The sequence below is a fragment of the Chryseobacterium sp. AC405b genome, assembly GCF_979258685.1.
Window position 1 is genome coordinate 1064260 of record NZ_OZ409877.1, and the last position, 19207, is coordinate 1083466.

Annotated in this window: 22 protein-coding genes; 9 read left to right on the forward strand and 13 right to left on the reverse strand. The window is 34.7% G+C overall.

Annotation, left to right across the window (positions count from 1 at the left end; all coding sequences use genetic code 11):
• Nucleotides 1-69 precede the first annotated feature (69 nt).
• The 7 genes from ACZZZA_RS05155 to ACZZZA_RS05185 all read right to left on the reverse strand — a co-directional run bounded on the left by ACZZZA_RS05155 (nucleotide 70) and on the right by ACZZZA_RS05185 (nucleotide 5884).
• Nucleotides 70-582, reverse strand: coding sequence for a DUF6973 domain-containing protein (locus ACZZZA_RS05155; protein WP_463430123.1), 513 nt, complete (start codon nucleotides 580-582; stop codon nucleotides 70-72).
• Nucleotides 583-635: 53 nt separating this feature from the next.
• Nucleotides 636-1490 carry an acetyl-CoA carboxylase, carboxyltransferase subunit beta gene (accD, locus tag ACZZZA_RS05160; RefSeq protein ID WP_463430124.1) on the reverse strand — a complete coding sequence of 285 codons (855 nt, stop codon included), beginning with the start codon at nucleotides 1488-1490 and terminating at the stop codon, nucleotides 636-638.
• Between the two features lie 77 nt (nucleotides 1491-1567).
• Nucleotides 1568-2638, reverse strand: coding sequence for a class II fructose-bisphosphate aldolase (gene fbaA, locus ACZZZA_RS05165; RefSeq protein WP_463430125.1), 1071 nt, complete (start codon nucleotides 2636-2638; stop codon nucleotides 1568-1570).
• A 69-nt stretch (nucleotides 2639-2707) separates the two neighbouring features.
• Complete coding sequence (locus tag ACZZZA_RS05170; RefSeq protein WP_463430126.1) at nucleotides 2708-3574, reverse strand: NAD kinase; 867 nt, start codon at nucleotides 3572-3574, stop codon at nucleotides 2708-2710.
• 1 nt (nucleotide 3575) lies between these two features.
• Nucleotides 3576-4226 (reverse strand): CBS domain-containing protein, encoded by a 651-nt coding sequence (locus ACZZZA_RS05175; protein ID WP_463430127.1) that lies wholly within the window; start codon nucleotides 4224-4226, stop codon nucleotides 3576-3578.
• A 186-nt stretch (nucleotides 4227-4412) separates the two neighbouring features.
• Nucleotides 4413-4943, reverse strand: a complete 531-nt coding sequence (locus tag ACZZZA_RS05180; RefSeq protein ID WP_463430128.1) for an RNA methyltransferase — start codon at nucleotides 4941-4943, stop codon at nucleotides 4413-4415.
• A gap of 59 nt (nucleotides 4944-5002) precedes the next feature.
• Nucleotides 5003-5884 (reverse strand): bestrophin family protein, encoded by an 882-nt coding sequence (locus tag ACZZZA_RS05185; protein ID WP_463430129.1) that lies wholly within the window; start codon nucleotides 5882-5884, stop codon nucleotides 5003-5005.
• Between the two features lie 81 nt (nucleotides 5885-5965).
• On the opposite strand from ACZZZA_RS05185, the gene ACZZZA_RS05190 reads away from it, so the two are divergent.
• The 3 genes from ACZZZA_RS05190 to mutS all read left to right on the forward strand — a co-directional run bounded on the left by ACZZZA_RS05190 (nucleotide 5966) and on the right by mutS (nucleotide 10093).
• Nucleotides 5966-6850, forward strand: a complete 885-nt coding sequence (locus tag ACZZZA_RS05190) for a cupin-like domain-containing protein (RefSeq protein WP_463430130.1) — start codon at nucleotides 5966-5968, stop codon at nucleotides 6848-6850.
• A gap of 27 nt (nucleotides 6851-6877) precedes the next feature.
• Complete coding sequence (locus ACZZZA_RS05195; RefSeq protein ID WP_463430131.1) at nucleotides 6878-7366, forward strand: hypothetical protein; 489 nt, start codon at nucleotides 6878-6880, stop codon at nucleotides 7364-7366.
• Between the two features lie 138 nt (nucleotides 7367-7504).
• The gene (gene mutS / locus ACZZZA_RS05200) at nucleotides 7505-10093 is read left to right on the forward strand and encodes a DNA mismatch repair protein MutS (protein WP_463430132.1); all 2589 of its coding nucleotides are present in this window, start codon (nucleotides 7505-7507) and stop codon (nucleotides 10091-10093) included.
• A 22-nt stretch (nucleotides 10094-10115) separates the two neighbouring features.
• Here mutS and ACZZZA_RS05205 read toward each other — a convergent pair whose 3' ends face one another.
• A complete protein-coding gene (locus tag ACZZZA_RS05205) occupies nucleotides 10116-10568 on the reverse strand; it encodes an energy transducer TonB (protein WP_463430133.1) in 453 nt (150 codons plus the stop codon).
• A 244-nt stretch (nucleotides 10569-10812) separates the two neighbouring features.
• Here ACZZZA_RS05205 and ACZZZA_RS05210 point away from each other — a divergent pair, with 244 nt between their 5' ends.
• The 3 genes from ACZZZA_RS05210 to ACZZZA_RS05220 all read left to right on the forward strand — a co-directional run bounded on the left by ACZZZA_RS05210 (nucleotide 10813) and on the right by ACZZZA_RS05220 (nucleotide 12448).
• A complete protein-coding gene (locus ACZZZA_RS05210; protein WP_463430134.1) occupies nucleotides 10813-11310 on the forward strand; it encodes a TlpA family protein disulfide reductase in 498 nt (165 codons plus the stop codon).
• A 2-nt stretch (nucleotides 11311-11312) separates the two neighbouring features.
• Nucleotides 11313-11963, forward strand: a complete 651-nt coding sequence (locus ACZZZA_RS05215) for a thioredoxin family protein (RefSeq protein ID WP_463430135.1) — start codon at nucleotides 11313-11315, stop codon at nucleotides 11961-11963.
• 89 nt (nucleotides 11964-12052) lie between these two features.
• Nucleotides 12053-12448, forward strand: a complete 396-nt coding sequence (locus ACZZZA_RS05220) for a ribosomal maturation YjgA family protein (protein ID WP_463430136.1) — start codon at nucleotides 12053-12055, stop codon at nucleotides 12446-12448.
• Nucleotide 12449: 1 nt separating this feature from the next.
• Here the strand turns inward: ACZZZA_RS05220 and ACZZZA_RS05225 are convergent, their stop codons facing one another.
• The 4 genes from ACZZZA_RS05225 to ACZZZA_RS05240 are packed head-to-tail and all read right to left on the reverse strand — an operon-like array spanning nucleotide 12450 to nucleotide 15635.
• Nucleotides 12450-13370: a YARHG domain-containing protein gene (locus tag ACZZZA_RS05225; RefSeq protein ID WP_463430137.1), complete on the reverse strand. Its 921-nt coding sequence runs from the start codon at nucleotides 13368-13370 to the stop codon at nucleotides 12450-12452.
• Entirely contained in the window at nucleotides 13367-14005 is a 639-nt protein-coding gene (locus ACZZZA_RS05230) for a DUF2306 domain-containing protein (RefSeq protein ID WP_463430138.1), read from the reverse strand. The genes ACZZZA_RS05225 and ACZZZA_RS05230 overlap by 4 nt, the downstream gene beginning before the upstream one ends.
• Nucleotides 14006-14419, reverse strand: a complete 414-nt coding sequence (locus ACZZZA_RS05235) for an energy transducer TonB (protein ID WP_463430139.1) — start codon at nucleotides 14417-14419, stop codon at nucleotides 14006-14008.
• A gap of 13 nt (nucleotides 14420-14432) precedes the next feature.
• A complete protein-coding gene (locus ACZZZA_RS05240; protein ID WP_463430140.1) occupies nucleotides 14433-15635 on the reverse strand; it encodes a BaiN/RdsA family NAD(P)/FAD-dependent oxidoreductase in 1203 nt (400 codons plus the stop codon).
• 169 nt (nucleotides 15636-15804) lie between these two features.
• Between ACZZZA_RS05240 and ACZZZA_RS05245 the strand changes: the two genes are divergently transcribed.
• From ACZZZA_RS05245 to ACZZZA_RS05255, 3 genes are all read left to right on the forward strand, one after another.
• On the forward strand, nucleotides 15805-16299 hold the full coding sequence (locus ACZZZA_RS05245) for an acyl-CoA thioesterase (protein WP_463430141.1): 495 nt from the start codon (nucleotides 15805-15807) through the stop codon (nucleotides 16297-16299).
• Between the two features lie 76 nt (nucleotides 16300-16375).
• Nucleotides 16376-17440 (forward strand): thiamine-phosphate kinase, encoded by a 1065-nt coding sequence (thiL, locus tag ACZZZA_RS05250; RefSeq protein WP_463430142.1) that lies wholly within the window; start codon nucleotides 16376-16378, stop codon nucleotides 17438-17440.
• A gap of 18 nt (nucleotides 17441-17458) precedes the next feature.
• Nucleotides 17459-17806 carry a hypothetical protein gene (locus ACZZZA_RS05255; RefSeq protein WP_463430143.1) on the forward strand — a complete coding sequence of 116 codons (348 nt, stop codon included), beginning with the start codon at nucleotides 17459-17461 and terminating at the stop codon, nucleotides 17804-17806.
• An 86-nt stretch (nucleotides 17807-17892) separates the two neighbouring features.
• Here the strand turns inward: ACZZZA_RS05255 and pepT are convergent, their stop codons facing one another.
• Nucleotides 17893-19140, reverse strand: coding sequence for a peptidase T (pepT, locus tag ACZZZA_RS05260; protein WP_463430144.1), 1248 nt, complete (start codon nucleotides 19138-19140; stop codon nucleotides 17893-17895).
• Nucleotides 19141-19207: the final 67 nt, after the last annotated feature.

Genomic DNA, 19207 nt, shown 5'->3' on the forward strand with positions numbered 1-19207 from the left:
AAACTTAGTTAAAAAAACTTCAGATTACAAAAAGTGATGAAATATAATTAATTTGAAAAAAAAAATTGACTATTTCTCATCCAAATAAACCAATTCTCCCTCAAAATCATCATCCAAACTTTTCAAAACTCTTGCGTTGGAAGTTTTCTTTTGAAGTTCTTCAATAAAAAAGTTTTTCTCAAAAAACTGGCGGTGAATTCCCGGTAAAAGTTCCATGAAGTAATCCATACCTATTTTGTTATTATGAAGATCCATTTTAGTTTCTAAAGGTTCGTTGGGAAATAATTCTTCATGCAAATCTGTAATTTTTTTGCAGAAAACTAAAGCCTTTTCGGGCGAAGAAATTTTACTGCAGTACATCATGATAAGGCAACACCAAAGTGAATGTCTGAAGGCATTTCCTTCACCATTACTAGATGCCGTTTTTGGATATAAATTTTGTGCAATCGTAAAAGCTTTTATTGTAGCATAAAAACTTAATAATGAAAATAATGGGTGCGGTAAAACAGCGGACAGGAGTTTAAGAATTTTCTTAAAACTCATGCTTTTGATGGTGTTGAAAATTACTCTGAAAGTCCTCATAAAATAAAAATCTCTCCCAAAAAGAGAGAGACTATATAATTTTTATTTAAGTTTTAAGCCTTTACTGTCAGTAAATTAACTGTTTTTGAAACAATTTCTTTTATTTCAGTTCTTTTTACAATAAAATCAACAAAACCTTTTTCCTGAAGAAATTCTGAGGTCTGGAAACCTTCCGGCAAATCTCTTCCTATGGTTTCACGGATAACTCTTGGTCCTGCAAAGCCGATTAATGCTTTTGGCTCAGCCATAATGATATCTGCAGTCATTGCGAAAGACGCAGTAATTCCACCAAAAGTCGGGTCACAAAGGTAAGCAATGTACAAAAGTCCGGCTTCCGAAAGTTGCGCTAACTTCGATTGCACTTTTGCCAACTGCATCAGAGAATAGGTTGCCTCCTGCATTCTTGCGCCACCAGACTGACAGATAATCATGTAAGGAAGTCTTTTTTCGATACAATAATCTACCGCTCTTCTGATTTTCTCACCCATCACCGAACCTAACGATCCTCCGATAAAGGCAAAATCCATACAAGAAACTACCATTTCGGTTCCGTTTACGGTACCTACTGCATTTCTGATAGAATCCGTAAGCTTTGTTTTGGCTTTTACTTCTTTCAGACGGTCTGTGTAAGATTTTGTATCTTTAAACTGAAGCATATCTATGCTTTCTACATTCGCATCTAATTCTGTGAATTTTGCTTCGTCAAAAAGAATACTGAAAAACTCGGCACTTCCGATTCTTACATGAAATCCGTCTTCAGGAGAAACATAATTGTTTTTCTTCAGTTCTTCGTGTTCCACAACCTTTCCTGACGGTGTCTGATGCCAAAGTCCTTTCGGCACATCTTTTTTGTCGTCTGTAGAAGTGGTAATATTTTGTGCTTTTCTTTTAAACCAGTCGAATGCCATTTATGAAATTTTAGATTTTAGATTTTGAATTATAGATTAAAAAAATAATTTAAAATCTATAATCCAAAATTTATAATTTATTTAAGCGTATTTACGTTATTTAAATCCTCAAATGCTCTAACCAATCTTTTAGAGAAAGTCTCTTCTCCTTTTCTGATCCAACCTCTTGGGTCATAGAATTTTTTGTTTGGTTTTTCTTCACCTTCAGGATTTCCGATTTGAGTTCTCAGATATTCTACATTCTCTACCATATAATCCCTGATACCTTCTGTATAAGCAAATTGAAGGTCGGTATCAATATTCATTTTAACCACTCCGTAATCAATTGCCTCTCTGATTTCTTCTAAAGTAGAACCAGAACCACCGTGAAATACGAAATTAACAGGCTTGTCAACAGTTCCGAATTTCTCCTGAACAAATTTCTGAGAATTATCTAAGATTTTTGGGGTAAGAACCACATTTCCTGGTTTGTAAACTCCGTGCACATTTCCAAAAGCTGCTGCGATGGTAAAGTTGTCAGAGATTGCTTTCAGTTTTTCGTAGGTATAAGCAATGTCTTCCGGCTGAGTGTATAATTTAGAATTATCGACGTCAGAGTTGTCAACACCATCTTCTTCACCACCGGTTACTCCTATTTCTACTTCCAAAGTCATCTGAAGTTTTGCCATTCTTTCGAAATATTGAGAAGAAATTTCTAAGTTTTCTTCCAAAGATTCTTCAGAAAGATCAAGCATGTGAGAAGAGTAAAGAGATTTTCCTGTTTGCTTGAAGAATTCTTCGTTAGCGTCCATCAAACCATCGATCCAGGGCAATAATTTTTTTGCAGCGTGATCGGTATGTAAAATTACTGTTGCTCCGTACGCTTCAGCAAGAGTATGAATGTGTTTTGCTCCTGCGATACCACCTAAAATAGCTGATTTCTGAGCATCATTGCTTAGTCCTTTTCCTGCGTTGAAAGATGCTCCACCGTTAGAAAACTGAATGATTACAGGTGAATTTAATTTTGCGGCAGTTTCCATTACTGCGTTTACGTTGCTAGAACCGATAACGTTCACTGCAGGCAATGCAAATTTGTTTTCTTTAGCATACTGAAAAATATCTGTAACTAACTGACCTGTGGCAACTCCTGCCGGGAAAATTCTGCTCATGTTTACTTTATTATTATATTAGGATTTTTTTTGAAAATTCTTGTAAAGATAATCAATTTTGAGAAATTACTAATTTCTTTTATCTCGTCCCCAAAGTAGCTTTTGGCGGATGGTTTCGTAGAAGCTTAAATTGTTTGGCTGAACGAGTAACAACTGAAAACTCGCCCTTCTGATCACAATTTCTTTATCAGTTTCAATGTGTATCAATCTCGAATCTAAAGAGAGAGAATATTGTGGAACTCTGCTTTCTACTTTAAATTTAATTTCTACTTTATCGTTCACAACCAAAGGTCTCACATTCAAATTATGCGGTGCGATGGGAGTAATGACAAAGTTTTCGTTATTCGGAGAAATGATCGGTCCGCCACAACTTAGTGAATATGCGGTAGAACCTGTAGGTGTAGAAACGATTACACCATCTCCCCAGAAAACATTCAGAAATTCGTTATTGATGTAAGAATCTACTGTTACCATTGAGGTGGTTTCTTTTCTTGAAATTGTTACATCATTTAAAGCGTATGGAAAAAATTCGTCAGATTTTGGAGAAACGACTTCTATTACAGAACGGCGACTGGTTTTTACATCACCTTTTAAAATAGAATCCAGTTCTTTAAAAGCTTCTTCTTTGGTAAAGCTTGCAAGAAATCCCAGTCTTCCGGTATTGACACCTACAACAGGAATTTCGAGGTCTTCAATGAACGTTAACGAGTTTACAATCGTGCCGTCTCCGCCGAAAGTGAAGAAAAGATCAATTTCTTTGTCGATAAGATCCTGTTTGTTGCCAAAAGTTTCGAAAATTTTAGAAAACTGAAGAGCTTCAGCCATTTCGTTGAATAAAACAGATTTTACGCCTCTGCTTTCCAATTCAGAAATAAATTTGCTTAAATATAAAAAAGTATCAAGATCTTTTTTCTGAGAATATATGGCTGCCTTCATATTATATTTCGATAAATTTTTGTAAAAAACCCAAACGGTCTTTGAAAAGATCTGTTTTCTCGTCAGAATAATATTTTTCTACAATTCTGTAATCATAACGGTCAAAAGTAGCATCAATTGAAGCTAGATTTTCATTGCTGATTTTAATCGTGATATGAATTACTTCGTCTGACATAAAGCTGATAAAACCTCCGTAGAACTTAGAATTATTGCTTTCGACAATATTTGCAATTTCCGTCATCGAATATTTTCTCGCCGGAGTTTCTATCGTAAGGATTGCACCGGTTTCTGAAAACAGGGGATATTTTGAAAAGTTCTGAAAAACATCATCACAACAAATGTATCCCAAATATTTTTCATTTTTATTAATCACCGGAATCACATTGGCATTGAATGTATAAAACAAACGGATGCTGTCCATGATATTATTGTCTTCCAAAATTGCAAATCGCTCGATTTGATGCTCAAGGTTTTTCAAACTTCCTTCCGCTTCATAAAGAAAGTCTTTGGCTATGGCTCCGTAAAAATGATGTGATTTTTTAATGAAAATATGGGTATATCCAAATGCTTCTAGGGTTTCTCTAGCTGATTCGATAGAGTCAGTCAGATGAAAACACGGAAAATCTTTTGAGATATAGTCCTTGATAAACATTGTGCTAATTTATAAAATTTTAAACGAAACCTTCCTGTAAAATATTGGGTTTTTTTCAAAAAAAATAAAAAGTAGAAAAAAAATTTTGTTGATAAAAGATATTCAATTATCTTTGTCGCCTTTCATTTTTACTTTTTATTAGATTTATTTCAAACTGCACTGTCTTTTCAGACAGCCGCAGTTTTTTTATTTTAGGGCTTTTGCAAACTCCCACATCACAATTCCCCCGCATACACTTACATTCAGAGAATGCTTGGTCCCGAGCTGCGGAATTTCGATAAATGAATCGATATTCTGCAACGCTTCATCACTTATTCCTTCTACTTCATTACCTAAAATCACGGCATATTTTTTTGAGCTGTTAATTTTAAAATCAGTGATCATTTGGCTCTTGGTGGTTTGTTCGATTCCCACAACTTCAAATCCCTGGCTTTTTAAATCACTGATGGTGACATTAATATCAGATTCATGTGACCAATCAACACTTTCTGTTGCACCTAAAGCCGCTTTGTGAATTTCACGGTGTGGCGGCTGAGGTGTTATCCCGCACAAAATAATTTTCTCCACCAAAAACGCATCTGCCGTTCTGAAAGTTGCCCCTACATTATGCATACTTCTTATATTATCCAAAACAACCACCAACGGAATTTTCTCCACTTTTTTAAACGTTTCTACATCAATTCTGTTGAGTTCTTCCAGCTTTAATTTATTTACCAAAATAATTTTTTATTTCTAATTATAATTTACGAATTCTTCTTTACGAATGGATTCCAACTTTATTTTTTATCGCTCATTATCTGATGTACATTTTTCTCAATATTCTGAGCAATCGCTTCCATCGGGATGTCGTTTTCATCATTATTAAAAGGATCTTCAATTTCCTCAGCAATCAATTCTAAACTCATGAGCACATAATATACAAAAACCGTTAATGGAATCATAAACAGTCCGAGATTAATTACATAAGCAATGGGCAAAGCCAAAACATACAAAATGATAAACTTCTTTATAAATGAAGAATATGAATAGGGAATGGGCGTGTTTTTAATTCTTTCACAACCGCCGCATACATCCAGAAAACCTGATATCTGTGTGTCTAAATAAAGCATTTCCGTATCAGATATTTTCCCCTGCTTTTTTAATTGATACAATTTATGTGTCAAAAGAATGACCAAGTCAGTTGGTCCGTGCTGCTTCAGTGATTTTTCAATTTCAGAATAATCTTCGTCTAGGGCGAGTCTGGTAGATTCCTGAGAAAGATGTTTGGCCAAAAAATGAGGGTAATATTTTAAGTAGCGGGAAATCTGATCTGCAGAATGCCTGTCATCAGCCAATATCGTATTTATTTTAACAGCAAAATTTCGGGTATCATTTACCAGTTTTCCCCAAAGTTTTCTGCCTTCCCACCATCTGTCATAAGCAGTATTTGTTCTGAAAACCAGTAACAAAGACAAAACAAAACCCAATAACGAATGGATGATCCCAACATTGCTGACTTTAGATTTTGCCGTCAAATGCAGATATTCAATTTCCAGATATTGAATTCCGTAAGAATACATCCCCATCAAAACCATTGTAGGGAACAGGATTTTTAATGTGTCGCTTTTGTGTAAGCTGACAAGTATGGTAAGAAAATGTTTGGTATTGTAAACCCTCATGGTTAATGTCTGTATTGCAAAGATAAATTTTTATAAACTTCAAAAAAACACTATTTTTATTTCGCATTAAATTACAAACCCATGATTCTCGAAAACGTAGATGTTGTCAGTAATATCACTAAAGAAGATTTTCAGGAAAATTACTTCAAAAAACAGAGACCGCTTCTGATCAAAAATTATGCAAGCCGCTGGGAAGCTTTCGACAAATGGAATTTTGATTTTATTAAAGAAAAAGCTGGCGAACAAGAAGTTCCACTTTATGATAACAAACCTGCAGACTCCAAAAAAAGTTCTGATGCACCAGTTGCAAAGATGAAAATGAAAGATTACATTGACACGATAAAATCTAAACCTTCAGATCTGAGAATTTTCTTTTACATCATCACAGACCGTCTTCCTGAATTACTGAAGAATTTCACCTATCCTGATTTGGGAATTAAGTTTTTCAAAAGACTTCCGACTTTATTTTTCGGCGGAAGTGAAGCGCATGTTTTGATGCATTACGATGTAGATTTGGGTGATTTTATGCACTTTCATTTCGAAGGAAAAAAAAGAATTTTACTGTTTGACCAGAAACAGTCGAAGTTTTTATATAAAGTTCCGCTGTCGGTTCACACGGTTTACGATATCGATTATGAAAATCCGGATTATGAGAAGTTTCCGGCTCTGAAATACGCAAAAGGTATTGAGATTTTCATGGAACACGGCGATGCACTTTTTATTCCCGGAGCTTTTTGGCATTTCAACAGATATTTAGAACCAGGCTTTTCAATGTCATTAAGAGCCTTGCCCAATAAACCTAAAGTTTTTGCCAATATGCTGTATCATGTTTTCATTATGAGATACACCGATAAGATTTTGCGAAAACTATTTAAAGCTCAATGGGTTGATTACAAGCAGAAATGGGCTTATGAGAAAGCGACGGAAGCTTTGGAGAGACATTGTAGTAAAAAAGAGAAGATTTAAAATATTAGTTTTAGCTATTACAAAAAAATGGATAAAAAATTTCTTTTTCAGAAACACATTTTGATTGTTGGAAAAACAGAAAAGGAAAGACAAAAAAGTCTCAGCCAAATTCTTGAAAATAGTAATCTTGAACTTTTTAGATTCCCCAAATCAATAAAAACACTTTCCGATTATCTAAATTTTGTTCAAGCTAAAAAACTTTTTTCCCCATTCTACGAAACAAAAGGAAAATATAATAATAACCAAATTTTTGACTTTCATATTGATTGGATTGCCGAAAACAACTGTCTTTTTGTTTTTGAAGAATTTCAGTTTGTTGATGATAAATTTAGCTTAGAAATAATGCGAATGATGATTGATAATTTGGAAGCCAATCGTCAATTAGCAACTAAAGTAATAATGACTTTAGAAGAGGAAGCCGAATTAATTATTGATCTCTATGAAATTGTAAATGAAACTGAATATAAAACCAAAGTTCAGGTAGTAGAAAGTAATTTACAAATCGTTGTATTGTAAAATCGTATGTTTAGACAAGATTTATTAGCAAAAAATCTGTGTTAATCTGCGAAATCTGTGGAGAAAAATGAAAAAGTATCATTTCCCTCCTTCTTTTTTATTTCCTATTTTTACAACCCAATTTTAAGACAATTTTTAATGGCAAAGGCGACGAAGAAAGAAACCCCGTTAATGACTCAGTACAATACCATCAAGGCGAAATATCCTGATGCGCTTTTACTTTTCAGAGTGGGAGATTTCTACGAAACCTTTGGTCAGGATGCAGTGAGAACTTCCCAGATATTAGGAATTGTTCTGACGAAAAGAGCCAACGGAGACGGTCACATCGAACTGGCAGGTTTTCCGCATCATTCGGTGGATTCTTATTTGCCTAAATTGGTGAGAGCAGGAATTCGTGTTGCGATTTGTGACCAGTTGGAAGACCCGAAAACCGTGAAAGGAATTGTAAAACGTGGCGTTACCGAATTGGTTACTCCCGGAGTTACGTTTAATGATCAGGTTTTAACCTCAAAAAAGAACAATTTTCTGCTTTCGCTTCACAAGGAAAAAGAAAAATACGGAATTGCGATGGTGGACGTGTCTACCGGAGAATTTTTGGTGAGTGAAGGAAATTTAGATAAAATTTTACACATCATCAATACGTTTGATCCGAGTGAAATTATTTATCAGAGAAGTGTGCAAATTCCGGATCAATTGAAAAACAGAAATGTTTTCAAATTGGAAGACTGGGCTTACCAATATAATTTTGCTTACGAAAAATTGACAAATCAATTCAGAACCAATTCATTAAAAGGTTTTGGGGTTGAAACTTTACCTTTAGCAATTACAGCGGCGGGAGCTATTTTCGCTTATCTGGTAGAAGATACGCATCACAAATTATTGGCGCACATCACCAAAATTCAGATTATTCCGCAGGAAGAGTATCTGATGATGGATCATTTTACACTGAGAAATCTGGAAATCGTTTATCCAAGTAATCCGAAAGGTAAATCTCTTTTAGATATTATCGATAAAACGGCCACACCAATGGGCGGAAGATTGCTGAGAAGAAGAATTATACTTCCATTAAAATCTGTAGAAGAAATAGGCAGAAGACTTTCTTTAATTGATTTTTTAAACGAAAATGATCAGCTCAAATATGAAATTTCACAACTTCTGAGATCTATTTCAGATTTAGACCGGTTGATGGGAAAATTGGCAGCAGAAAAAATTTCACCTAAAGAAATGGGTTATCTGCGTCAAAGTTTGACTAATATTCAGAAAATTAAAGGATTGCTTCATTCTCATGCAGATGTTTTAGCATGGCTCGAGCCATTAAATTCTTTAGATGATTTAATTCAATTGCTTGAAGATCATTTAAATGAAGAACTTCCGGTCAATCTCGCCAAAGGAAACGTAATCAAACAAAACATATCAGAAGAGCTCGATCATCTGAGAGGTTTGCAAAATAAAGGTCGTGGTTTTCTGGATGAGATGTGTCAACGTGAAGTAGAGCGCACCGGAATTACCAGTCTTAAAATAGATTTTAATAATGTTTTCGGCTATTTCATTGAAGTAAGAAACACCCATAAAGATAAAGTTCCAAGCGATTGGATCAGAAAGCAAACGCTTGTAAACGCAGAACGGTACATCACAGAAGAACTGAAAGAATATGAAAGTCAGATTCTGGGTGCTGAAGAAAAAATCAGCGTTTTGGAAAATCAACTGTACCGAAAAGTATGTTCGGACACGATGATTTATATGGACATGATTCAGGAGAATTCAAATATCATTGCACAGCTCGATGTTGCGGTTGGTTTATCTGAACTGGCAGTTTCTGAAAGTTATACAAAGCCGGTTTTAAATGATGGTTTCTCTATAGATTTGAAAGAAGCGAGACATCCAATCATCGAAAATGCCCTTCCTTTAGGCGAAAAATATATCCCGAATGACATCTTTTTAGATAAAGATTCTCAACAGATTATTATGGTTACGGGTCCCAACATGGCGGGTAAATCAGCAATTCTTCGTCAGACAGCCATTGTCTGTTTAATGGCACAGATCGGAAGTTTTGTTCCTGCAAAATATGCTGAGATCGGAGTTTTGGATAAAATTTTTACGCGAGTGGGAGCGAGTGATAATATCTCTGCCGGCGAATCTACTTTTATGGTGGAGATGAACGAGGCTGCGTATATTTTAAATAATATTTCTGACCGAAGTTTGATTTTGCTAGACGAAATTGGTCGCGGTACTTCCACTTATGATGGTGTTTCCATAGCCTGGGCGATTGCAGAATATCTTCATCAGCATTCTACACAGGCAAAAACTCTATTTGCAACGCATTATCACGAATTAAACGAGATGACGGTAAATTTTGAACGGATAAAGAATTTCCATGTGTCGATTCAGGAGAATAAAGGAAATATTATCTTTCTAAGAAAATTAATTTCTGGCGGTAGTGAGCACAGCTTTGGTATTCATGTTGCAAAATTAGCCGGAATGCCATCAAAAGTGGTCAACAGAGCCAATGAGATTTTGAAAACCTTAGAAGCGAGCCGTTCTCAAAATGGTTCGTCTGAAAATATTAAGAGAGTAACTGAGGAAAATATGCAGCTTTCTTTCTTCCAGCTGGATGATCCTGTTTTGGAAAATATCAGGGAAGAACTGACGAAAATCGACATCAATACGTTAACCCCGATTGAAGCATTAATGAAGCTGAATTCGATTAAAAAAATGATCGGAAAGTAAATTCTATTATAAAAAGCCTTCCTTAATATTTTCTTGCAGACAATGGAAATGTGTAAAGATAACGTACAGGTTTACCATTTTTTATGGCTGGTTTCCAACGGATAAAAATTCTTTTAACACCTAATTCTGCTGCTTCTACATGCTTTTTGTCGCTTCCGATGGCTGCAATATTTCTTACATAGCCATCTTTTTCAACAACAAAATAAATGCGTGTGTCTAATTTTTGCTGGTGTTTTAAATTAATCGTAGGCATACCGTCAAAATATTTTTGTTTGAAGGCATTAAATCCTCCGGGAAATTCTGGTGGAGTATCTGCGGTCGTAACAACATCTTTTAAGTTAATTTTTTTCTTAACCAACTCATTGTAATTGGGAATTTGTGTGATATTGTTTTCAATTGCATTCTTGTTTACGGCTTCCTGAGCAGACATAATGGCTCCGAAAAGTAAACCGAGCAGAATAATTGCTTTATTCATTATATTTTGTTTTGGTAATACTGATTTTAAACTACTATCAGACGTATATTTTAACTATTTCATGGCAGCAAACTTAATACCAATTAATCAAACCGCATCGCAGAGGAATTTATAATACAATCTTATTTTGTTTCTGATAATTTCAGCAAAAAATGCATTTATCTTTAATTCTAAATACATTAATTAACAAAGTTTAACGGATTGTATTTCGCTGATTTACAAAATGCTTTTACTATTTTTGAATATGAAGAAATTTTTGAGTTTAATGGCATTGATTTTCAGTGTATCTTTTTATTTTTCGCAGGAGGAAATCATTATAAAAGACATTCCAACGATCAATTATGAAGTGCTTGAGAAGAAAATTCAGGAAGAAAAAGATGTTTTTCTGGTTTTGAATTTTTGGTCAACAACTTGCGCTCCGTGCGTGAAAGAGTTGCCCGATTTTATGAAGGTCAATGAAAAGTTTAAAGATAATTCTAAATTTAAAATGCTTTTAGTTTCCTTAGATCGTGCAAAAGATAAAGAAAAAGTAATTCAGTTTATTAAGAACAAAAAGCTGAAAGCTGAAGTGATTTTGCTGGATGATATCAAAAGAATGAATACATGGATTCCGAAGTTTGATGAAAGTTGGGAAGGCAATATACCGGTAACTATTTTTTATAAAAACGGGGAAAAAGTACATTTCAACAACGGAGAAATGAGTAAATATGAACTTGAAAATACAATCAATAAATATCTATAACGATGAAAAATTTTAAAATAATATTCACTGCGCTTGTGCTTGGTTTGAGTCTGATACATATAAATGCTCAGAATAAACCGCAGCAAGAATCCAAAAGCTCCACAGAAGTTAAAGGTTATAAAGTAGGAGATGCTGCGACAGATTTTAAACTGAAAAACGTCGATGGCAAGATGGTTTCTTTGAAAGATTTTATTCAGGCAAAAGGTTTTATCGTAATTTTTACGTGTAACCATTGTCCTTATGCTAAAAGTTATGAGGACAGAATTATAAAACTCGACAACACGTTTAAAGATCTCGGCTTTCCTGTAATTGCGATCAATCCAAACGATCCCAAAGTACAGCCTCAAGATGGCTTTAACGAAATGATGACAAGAGCGAAAGAAAAAGGTTTTATGTTTCCTTATCTGTTAGACGAAGGCCAGAAGATTTATCCTCAATATGGGGCAACAAAAACGCCTCATGTCTTTGTTTTGCAGAAAGAAGGCGGTAAAAATATCGTAAAATACATAGGCGCAATTGATAACAATTACGAAAATGCTGATGAAGCAACGGAACATTATGTGAAAGATGCTGTTAACTCTTTGATAAAAAATGAACCCATAAAAACTACAAAAACAGTTGCAATTGGTTGTTCTATTAAAGTGAAAAAATAGTTTTATTATAATTAAATGGAGATATTGTGCGGACTTTAGTCCGCTCTTTTTTAATCTAAATTCCGGGGCTTTAGCCAAAATTAATGATGATGAAATTCAAGTTTAGCCTGAAATATTTCCTCTTAACAGTGGTTATTTTTTGTATTGAAGTTTTAATAGCGACTGTTTTAAAAGATCAATTCTTTATCAGAGCCTATCTGGGTGATGTTATTGTCGTGATGCTGCTTTTCACTTTCTTCAAAAGTTTTCTGATTGTAAATGACACAAAACTTATTCTGGGAATATTTGCATTTTCCTGTTTAATAGAAGTTGCCCAATTTTTCAATATTGCAGAAAAATTAGGCTTCCAACCTGGAAGTCTAATGTATATCGTGATTGGAAATTCATTTTCTTGGATTGATATTTTGTGCTATGGAGCAGGCTGTTTGCTGCTGTATTTTTTTGTGAAAATAAAATTTAATTCAATCAACAGACAATCTGTATAATTTATCTTCCGAACGAGTCATATTTGTCTTCCGCATATTTAATAAATCGGTTTAGCAAAGCCACATTTTCCTTTTCCATCGCAGAAAGCTCTCTGTCAACATTATTTGAAACCGGAATGTACCAATCGGTCTGCTCAAAAAAGTTTCTGTAGGTTTGTTTTTTGAAAGAATAGCCATGTCTTGCAAAAACTGAATTTTTAATGATTTCCATATCCAGTTTTCGTAGATTTTTTAGGTCTTTTTCGCTCAGTTTTTGCTTTGATGCATTGATTTTGAAGACTGCATCAGATGCAATTCTATTTTTAGATGAAGTATACGTTTCTGTTTTCCCGGTTTCTTCGTCTGTATATTTTTCTTTAAAATCTCTCGGATTTTCCCAGTCAATCAAATCGGAGTTTTCATCGAGCATAAAATTCGGATTATAGACGAATTCCTTTTTAATCAGCTTTAAATTTTTGGTAGCAGCTTTTACGGCAGATTTATTAAATGCGGTCCATTTTCCGGTGATGCTGTCGCTTTTTAATTTAATTTCAAATCTTCCGTCCGTTTTATCATTTCCCGGCTCGTCAAGTATAAATGATTGAGAACTTTCATTAAAAATTCCTCTGAAAGGTCGCTGAGTTCCGTTCACGATGCTTTGTCCGTAAACGCTGTCTTTCGTGATTTTGTTTATTTTTAAAGAAAGTCTTTTGATGTTGATTCCTTCATAATCTTCATCTATTTCGGTGTCGTGCATCATTTCTTTACCCGAAAATTCTCCGGTATAAATTCCGTAATATTGTTTGAAAATTTCAGGGGCAACCACAGAATCTTTCTTGGCAACTACAGAATCCGTAGAAGTTGCAGATACGGTTGGGTCTTTTTTACAACTCGCAAGAGCAACGAAAATCAGCGAAGTGAGAGTCAGTTTTAAAATTTTCATATGTATTTTTTTGTGATTAAATATTCAATTAAAAGGATGTTTGGAACCCAACCCAGCCAAGCTATAATCTGATAAACATCCATCGGGTTTGGGTGAAATAAATATACAATAATTACCTTCCATATTCTCAAAGTGATGGCAGAAATTGTGAGCGCAAAACTCCGCCACATCCATTGTTTGTGTTCTTTGAATTTTTTTTGCCGCACTAATTGATAAGCCTTAAAAGTTGTGAGCCACCACAAACAGCCTAAAATCACAAAGGAAAGTTTAGATAAAAATCCGCCATTCGCAAAAGCTCCCATGTAAATTCCTGATGGAGCAGCAAAAAGCAGAATCAGAAAAATATAAATTTTTCCAGCGTTTTTATGAAAGTTTTTTAAGCCGAAATCTTTTCTTAAAATGGCTAAAAATCCTGTAAGTAAGACAAAAATACTCGTATAAACATGGGTATAGAAAAACCACAGATATTCCGGTCTTTCAGCAACTTCAGTCTGTTTAATCATTAAAAAGCTGACGTTGGTGTTGAAAGGAATATATTCTAAAGTAATTTTGAGCATGAGCCAAAAGAAATATCCGAAGCCAATGATTAAAAGGATTTTAATGAAAGTTGAAATATTTCTTTTGGCTGAAAGCAATTAGTTTCCGATATTAATTGTAAGAGGAAATTTAAATCTGGATTTGACAGGCTGTCCATCTATCTTTGCGGATGCCCATTTAGTTTTAGACATGGCTTTTATTGCTCGTCTCATTTCCTTATTCATAGATTTATTATCTCCCATAATATTAATGTCCGTGATATATCCGGCTTGATCTATTACAAAAACAGCTTCAGATTTTATCTGTCCTCTTCCATTAATATTACCTGAATTAAAAGTTTGAGCAAAATTTCTCCTAAATGCATCTAAACCTCCGGGATATTCTGCTTTATCAGCGACATCTTCATAAATCTTGGCATCTTCGCTTACATTTTCTTGATTTGGAGAAGTCATTTCCTGTGAAAAAGTTTTTACAGAGATAATCAGTAGTATAAAAACAAGTAATTTTTTCATGATATAGTTTTATTTATAAATTATTTAAATCCTGCGCAATCAACCAGGCCTCACTCCAGCAAGCCTGAAAATTAAAACCACCCGTCACGGCATCAATATTCAGAACTTCGCCTGCAATATAAAAATTTGGCAGCACTTTCGAAGACATATTTTTAAAATTAATTTCCTTTAAATCGACGCCACCTGCAGTCACAAATTCATCTTTAAAAGTTGATTTTCCAGTTACATTAAATTTCTTTTTGCACAAATTTTCTAAAATCGTCTGCATTTCTCTTCCGGAAATATTCGCAATTTGTTTATTTAAATCAACTTTTGAAACTTCCAATATTCTCTGCCAAAAACGATTCGTTACTTCGAAAATTTTCGATGATCCGATTAATTTCTTAGGATTTGAGATTTTAAAATTCTGAAATAATGCTTCTGCATCATCAATATCTTTAGAAATAAAATTTATCTGAACCTCAAAATTGTATTTTACTTTTGCCAGATTAATTGCTTCCCAAGCCGAAATTTTCAAAATCGCAGGCCCGGAAAGTCCCCAATGCGTAATCAGCAACGGTTCGGTTTCTTCAGTTTTTAATTTTGGAATTGATGTTTCTGCCATTTCAAAACTTGTTCCGGCTAAATCTTTCAGCAAATCATCTTTAATATTAAATGTAAACAGCGACGGAACTAATTCAATGATTTTATGTCCCAAATTTTCGATCATCTTTAAAGATTTCGGCGAACTTCCCGTGGTATAGATGATATAATCAGCTGAAAAATCTCCCAAACTTGTTGAAACCAGGTATTGATCATTTTTTTTAATAATTTCTTTCACAGAACATTTCGTTTTTACTTCAATATTTTTCTGCTGGATTTCATTCTGAAAAGTATTGATAATCGTCTGAGAAGAATTGCTTTCCGGGAAAACTCTGTTGTCATTTTCGATCTTCAACGAAACTTTTCGTTTTTCAAGCCAGTCCATCATATCACCGGGTTGAAATTTGGTAAAAACACTCAATAATTCCTTGTGTCCACGTGGGTAAAACTGAACCAATTCTTTTGGATCAAAACAGGCATGAGAAACATTACATCTTCCGCCTCCTGAAATTTTCACCTTCTGAAGTACGTCAGAATTTTGTTCTAAAATTGTAATTCTATATTTCTTTTCGTCAAGATTTGATGCACAGAAAAACCCTGCTGCGCCACCTCCGATAATGATAATTTGTTTCATAAATTAGTAATCTTATGCTGAAGATTATTTTTACAAAACTACAATTTTTATAAACCATCTTATTTGAGTAATTTTGAGGATTATAATTTTGAACTTTAAAGCTAAAAAATAACTTAATTGTTTAAATGTTTTGGCCTTAAAAAAGTTCAAATTAAAACTATTAATAAAAATGATTTTCTACCATAAATTTGAAGTACGCTGGAGCGACTTAGACGCCAATAAACATCTTGCCAACTCTTCTTACGTACAGTATTGCGCACAAACCCGAATGGCTTTCATGAAAAAAGAAAAAATGGGAGTTACACAGATGAGCCGTTGGGGAATTGGTTCGGTCATTATGCATGAAAGATTTTCTTTCTTTAAAGAAATATTTGCCGATCAAATCGTGATTGTAAGTCTTGAAATTGACGGTTGTGCAGAAGATGCTGCAATTTATCGTTTTGTTCACAAGTTTTATCTTCCTGATGGTTCTCATTGCGCTACCTCAGAAGCTACCGGTGTCTGGATTGATACCATGCTTAGAAAAATGACAACCCCGCCCGATGACGTGATCGAAGCAATGAATAAATACAAAACTGCCGAAACGGTATTGATGACGAGAGAAGATTTTAAAAAACTTCCTTTCCGTCCTGAAAATATTGATCCGTCAGCATTAGCACTTTAGTTTAGGGTTTTGAGTTTAATGTTCTGACTATGGTCAAAATTACTCATTGCCAATTACCCATTATTTATATTAAAATATGTTTGAAGATAAAGAACCGGAGTTAACACCCATTTCCAAATTAGGAGAATTTGGTTTAATAAAACATTTGACAGAACATTTTCCTCTGACTAACGAATCTTCGGAAGTTGGAGTAGGAGATGATGCAGCCGTTATCAATCCAGGGAATAAAAAAGTAGTTTTAACAACTGATGTTTTGGCAGAGGGAGTTCATTTCAATTTAGGATATGTTCCGTTGAAACATTTAGGATACAAAGCGGTTGTGGTGAATTTGAGTGATATTGCGGCAATGAATGCAACGCCAACCCAGATTTTAGTTTCTTTGGCGGTATCCAACCGTTTTCCGGTAGAAGCTCTGGAAGAATTATATTCAGGAATTCAGGCTGCCTGCGGAAGATATAAAGTTGATTTGATTGGCGGAGATACGACGAGTTCCAACGCAGGATTGGTCATTAGTATTACGGCAGTAGGAATTGAAGACGAAGAAAATATCGTAAAAAGAAGCACTGCAAAACCAAACGATTTGCTTGTGGTAAGCGGAGATTTAGGAGGTGCTTATATGGGACTTCAGATTCTGGAAAGAGAGCACGCTGTTTTCCTCGCAGATCCGAATATGCAGCCGGAAATGGAAGGTTTCGACTATATTTTGGAAAGACAGTTGAAGCCTGAAGCTAGAACCGATGTGAAAGGAATTTTGGCACAATTAGATATCAAACCGACATCGATGATCGATATTTCAGACGGTTTGGCGTCGGAAATTCTGCATCTTTCAGACCAGTCGAAAGTAGGTTTCAGATTGTACGAAGAGAAAATCCCGATGGACAATCTGACGATTACAACTGCAGATGATTTGAATTTAAATCCTGTAATGACGGCTTTAAGCGGGGGTGAAGACTATGAATTGCTGTTCACGATTTCGCCAAATGATTTTGAGAAAATGAGAAATCACCCGGATTTTACGATTATTGGCCATGCTGTTGAAAGAGAAGAAGGAAACTTTATGGTGGCGAGAGGGTCTAATCAATTGGTTGCTTTGACGGCGCAGGGTTGGGATGCTTTTTTAGGAAGCCAACAGAATGATTAAAATTTAATTTTAAATATTGTGAAGCCACTGCAGTTTGTAGTGGTTTTTTTACTAACCATGGGCAAGCAATACAAAATCATTTATTTACTATTAAAAGGAATAATAATTTTCTTGGGAATAATATCATTAATATTTTTTTCGAATTTTTGGATTGGTACTGAGAACACCTGGAGCCAAATAAAGAAAGAAGAGTTTGTTCCAGCGTTGATTACAAGAACATTATTTGTAGCAATTTCAGGAATATTATTTTTGTTTTTATCTTTTGCTATCGACAAGATATTTAAGAAAAGAACTAATTTTAATAATGAACTTATTATTTTAGTTACGTTTTCATTATTATTAAATGCTATTGTGCTTATTTTTTGAAAAGTATTTATAGAAAATTACTGAAATTAAGTAGAAAAAATCCAGATCAAAAAAAGAGCTGGATTTCAATTATATTTTAAAAACTCTTACGCTTTTACAATATTCACAATCACCTCCACTGCTTTCTCCATACTTTCCAAAGCAACATATTCGTAAGGTCCGTGGAAGTTCATTCCGCCGGCGAAAATATTCGGACAAGGCAATCCCATATAAGATAATTGCGCTCCGTCTGTTCCGCCTCTGATCGCTTTTATTTTAGGTTCAATTCCTGCTTCCTTCATGGCTTTTGCAGCAAGGTCAACAATGTGCATTTTGCCTTCAAACTGCTGTTTCATGTTGCGGTATTGTTCTTTAATTTCCACTTCAGCCGTTCCTTCGCCATATTTTTGGTTGAATTCTATCACTTTTTGCTCCATGAATTTTTTTCTTGCCTCAAATTTCTCTTCGTCATGATCACGAATGATGTATTGAAGCTTGCATTCTGAAACATCAGAAGTAACATCCATCAAATGATAAAACCCGTCAAAACCTTTGGTAGTAGAAGGGGTTTCATTTGCAGGAAGTGACTGAATGAATTCTGCCGCCAAAAGACTTGCATTCACCATTTTTCCGAAAGCATAACCGGGGTGTACACTCAATCCATGGATTTTTACGACCGCTCCTGCAGCGTTGAAGTTTTCATATTCCAATTCTCCAACTTCACTTCCGTCCATTGTATAAGCAAATTCAGCTCCGAATTTAGCCACATCAAATTTGTGTGCCCCTCTTCCGATTTCTTCGTCTGGAGTGAAGCCAATTGCCATTCTTCCGTGCTTAATTTCAGGATGAGCAATTAAGTATTCTGCAGCTGTTACAATTTCTGCACAACCCGCTTTATCATCGGCTCCCAAAAGAGTGTTTCCGTCTGTCGTAATTAAAGTCTGACCGATATACATCTTTAAACTTTCAAATTTTGAAGGAGAGAGTGTGAAGTTGCTTTCTTTATTTAAAAGTAAATCTTCGCCCTGATAATCTTCCCAAACTTGTGGTTTTACGTTTTCGCCACTAAAATCCGGTGAAGTGTCATAATGGGATATAAATCCAATGGTTGGCTGACTGTCATTTTCCAGATTGGAAGGAACATAAGCCATAATGTAGCCGTGATCATCAATAGAAACGTCTTCCAGACCGATTGTTTTCAGTTCTTCTACGATGTATTTGGCGATATCCCACTGTCTTTCTGTAGAGGGTGTAGTTTCGCTTTCTGCATCACTGGTTGAATATATTTTTACATAGCTGAGAAAACGGTTCAGTAATTTTTCTCTCCACATTTGGTTGAATTCAATTGTACTCATTAGATGTATAAAATTTTAACAAAGTTAGCAAATTTGATACTGAGAATAGGTTTTTTGTAATCGAATA

Coding starts and splice junctions, on each gene's coding strand:
- ACZZZA_RS05210 (WP_463430134.1), top strand. CDS start 10,813: ATGAAGAAATTTTTGAGTTTAATGGCATTGATTTTCAGTGTATCTTTT.
- ACZZZA_RS05215 (WP_463430135.1), top strand. CDS start 11,313: ATGAAAAATTTTAAAATAATATTCACTGCGCTTGTGCTTGGTTTGAGT.
- ACZZZA_RS05245 (WP_463430141.1), top strand. CDS start 15,805: ATGATTTTCTACCATAAATTTGAAGTACGCTGGAGCGACTTAGACGCC.
- ACZZZA_RS05175 (WP_463430127.1), bottom strand. CDS start 4,226: ATGTTTATCAAGGACTATATCTCAAAAGATTTTCCGTGTTTTCATCTG.
- mutS (WP_463430132.1), top strand. CDS start 7,505: ATGGCAAAGGCGACGAAGAAAGAAACCCCGTTAATGACTCAGTACAAT.
- ACZZZA_RS05240 (WP_463430140.1), bottom strand. CDS start 15,635: ATGAAACAAATTATCATTATCGGAGGTGGCGCAGCAGGGTTTTTCTGT.
- accD (WP_463430124.1), bottom strand. CDS start 1,490: ATGGCATTCGACTGGTTTAAAAGAAAAGCACAAAATATTACCACTTCT.
- ACZZZA_RS05225 (WP_463430137.1), bottom strand. CDS start 13,370: ATGAAAATTTTAAAACTGACTCTCACTTCGCTGATTTTCGTTGCTCTT.
- thiL (WP_463430142.1), top strand. CDS start 16,376: ATGTTTGAAGATAAAGAACCGGAGTTAACACCCATTTCCAAATTAGGA.
- fbaA (WP_463430125.1), bottom strand. CDS start 2,638: ATGAGCAGAATTTTCCCGGCAGGAGTTGCCACAGGTCAGTTAGTTACA.
- ACZZZA_RS05190 (WP_463430130.1), top strand. CDS start 5,966: ATGATTCTCGAAAACGTAGATGTTGTCAGTAATATCACTAAAGAAGAT.
- ACZZZA_RS05185 (WP_463430129.1), bottom strand. CDS start 5,884: ATGAGGGTTTACAATACCAAACATTTTCTTACCATACTTGTCAGCTTA.
- ACZZZA_RS05220 (WP_463430136.1), top strand. CDS start 12,053: ATGAAATTCAAGTTTAGCCTGAAATATTTCCTCTTAACAGTGGTTATT.
- ACZZZA_RS05170 (WP_463430126.1), bottom strand. CDS start 3,574: ATGAAGGCAGCCATATATTCTCAGAAAAAAGATCTTGATACTTTTTTA.
- ACZZZA_RS05155 (WP_463430123.1), bottom strand. CDS start 582: ATGAGGACTTTCAGAGTAATTTTCAACACCATCAAAAGCATGAGTTTT.
- ACZZZA_RS05195 (WP_463430131.1), top strand. CDS start 6,878: ATGGATAAAAAATTTCTTTTTCAGAAACACATTTTGATTGTTGGAAAA.
- pepT (WP_463430144.1), bottom strand. CDS start 19,140: ATGAGTACAATTGAATTCAACCAAATGTGGAGAGAAAAATTACTGAAC.
- ACZZZA_RS05235 (WP_463430139.1), bottom strand. CDS start 14,419: ATGAAAAAATTACTTGTTTTTATACTACTGATTATCTCTGTAAAAACT.
- ACZZZA_RS05205 (WP_463430133.1), bottom strand. CDS start 10,568: ATGAATAAAGCAATTATTCTGCTCGGTTTACTTTTCGGAGCCATTATG.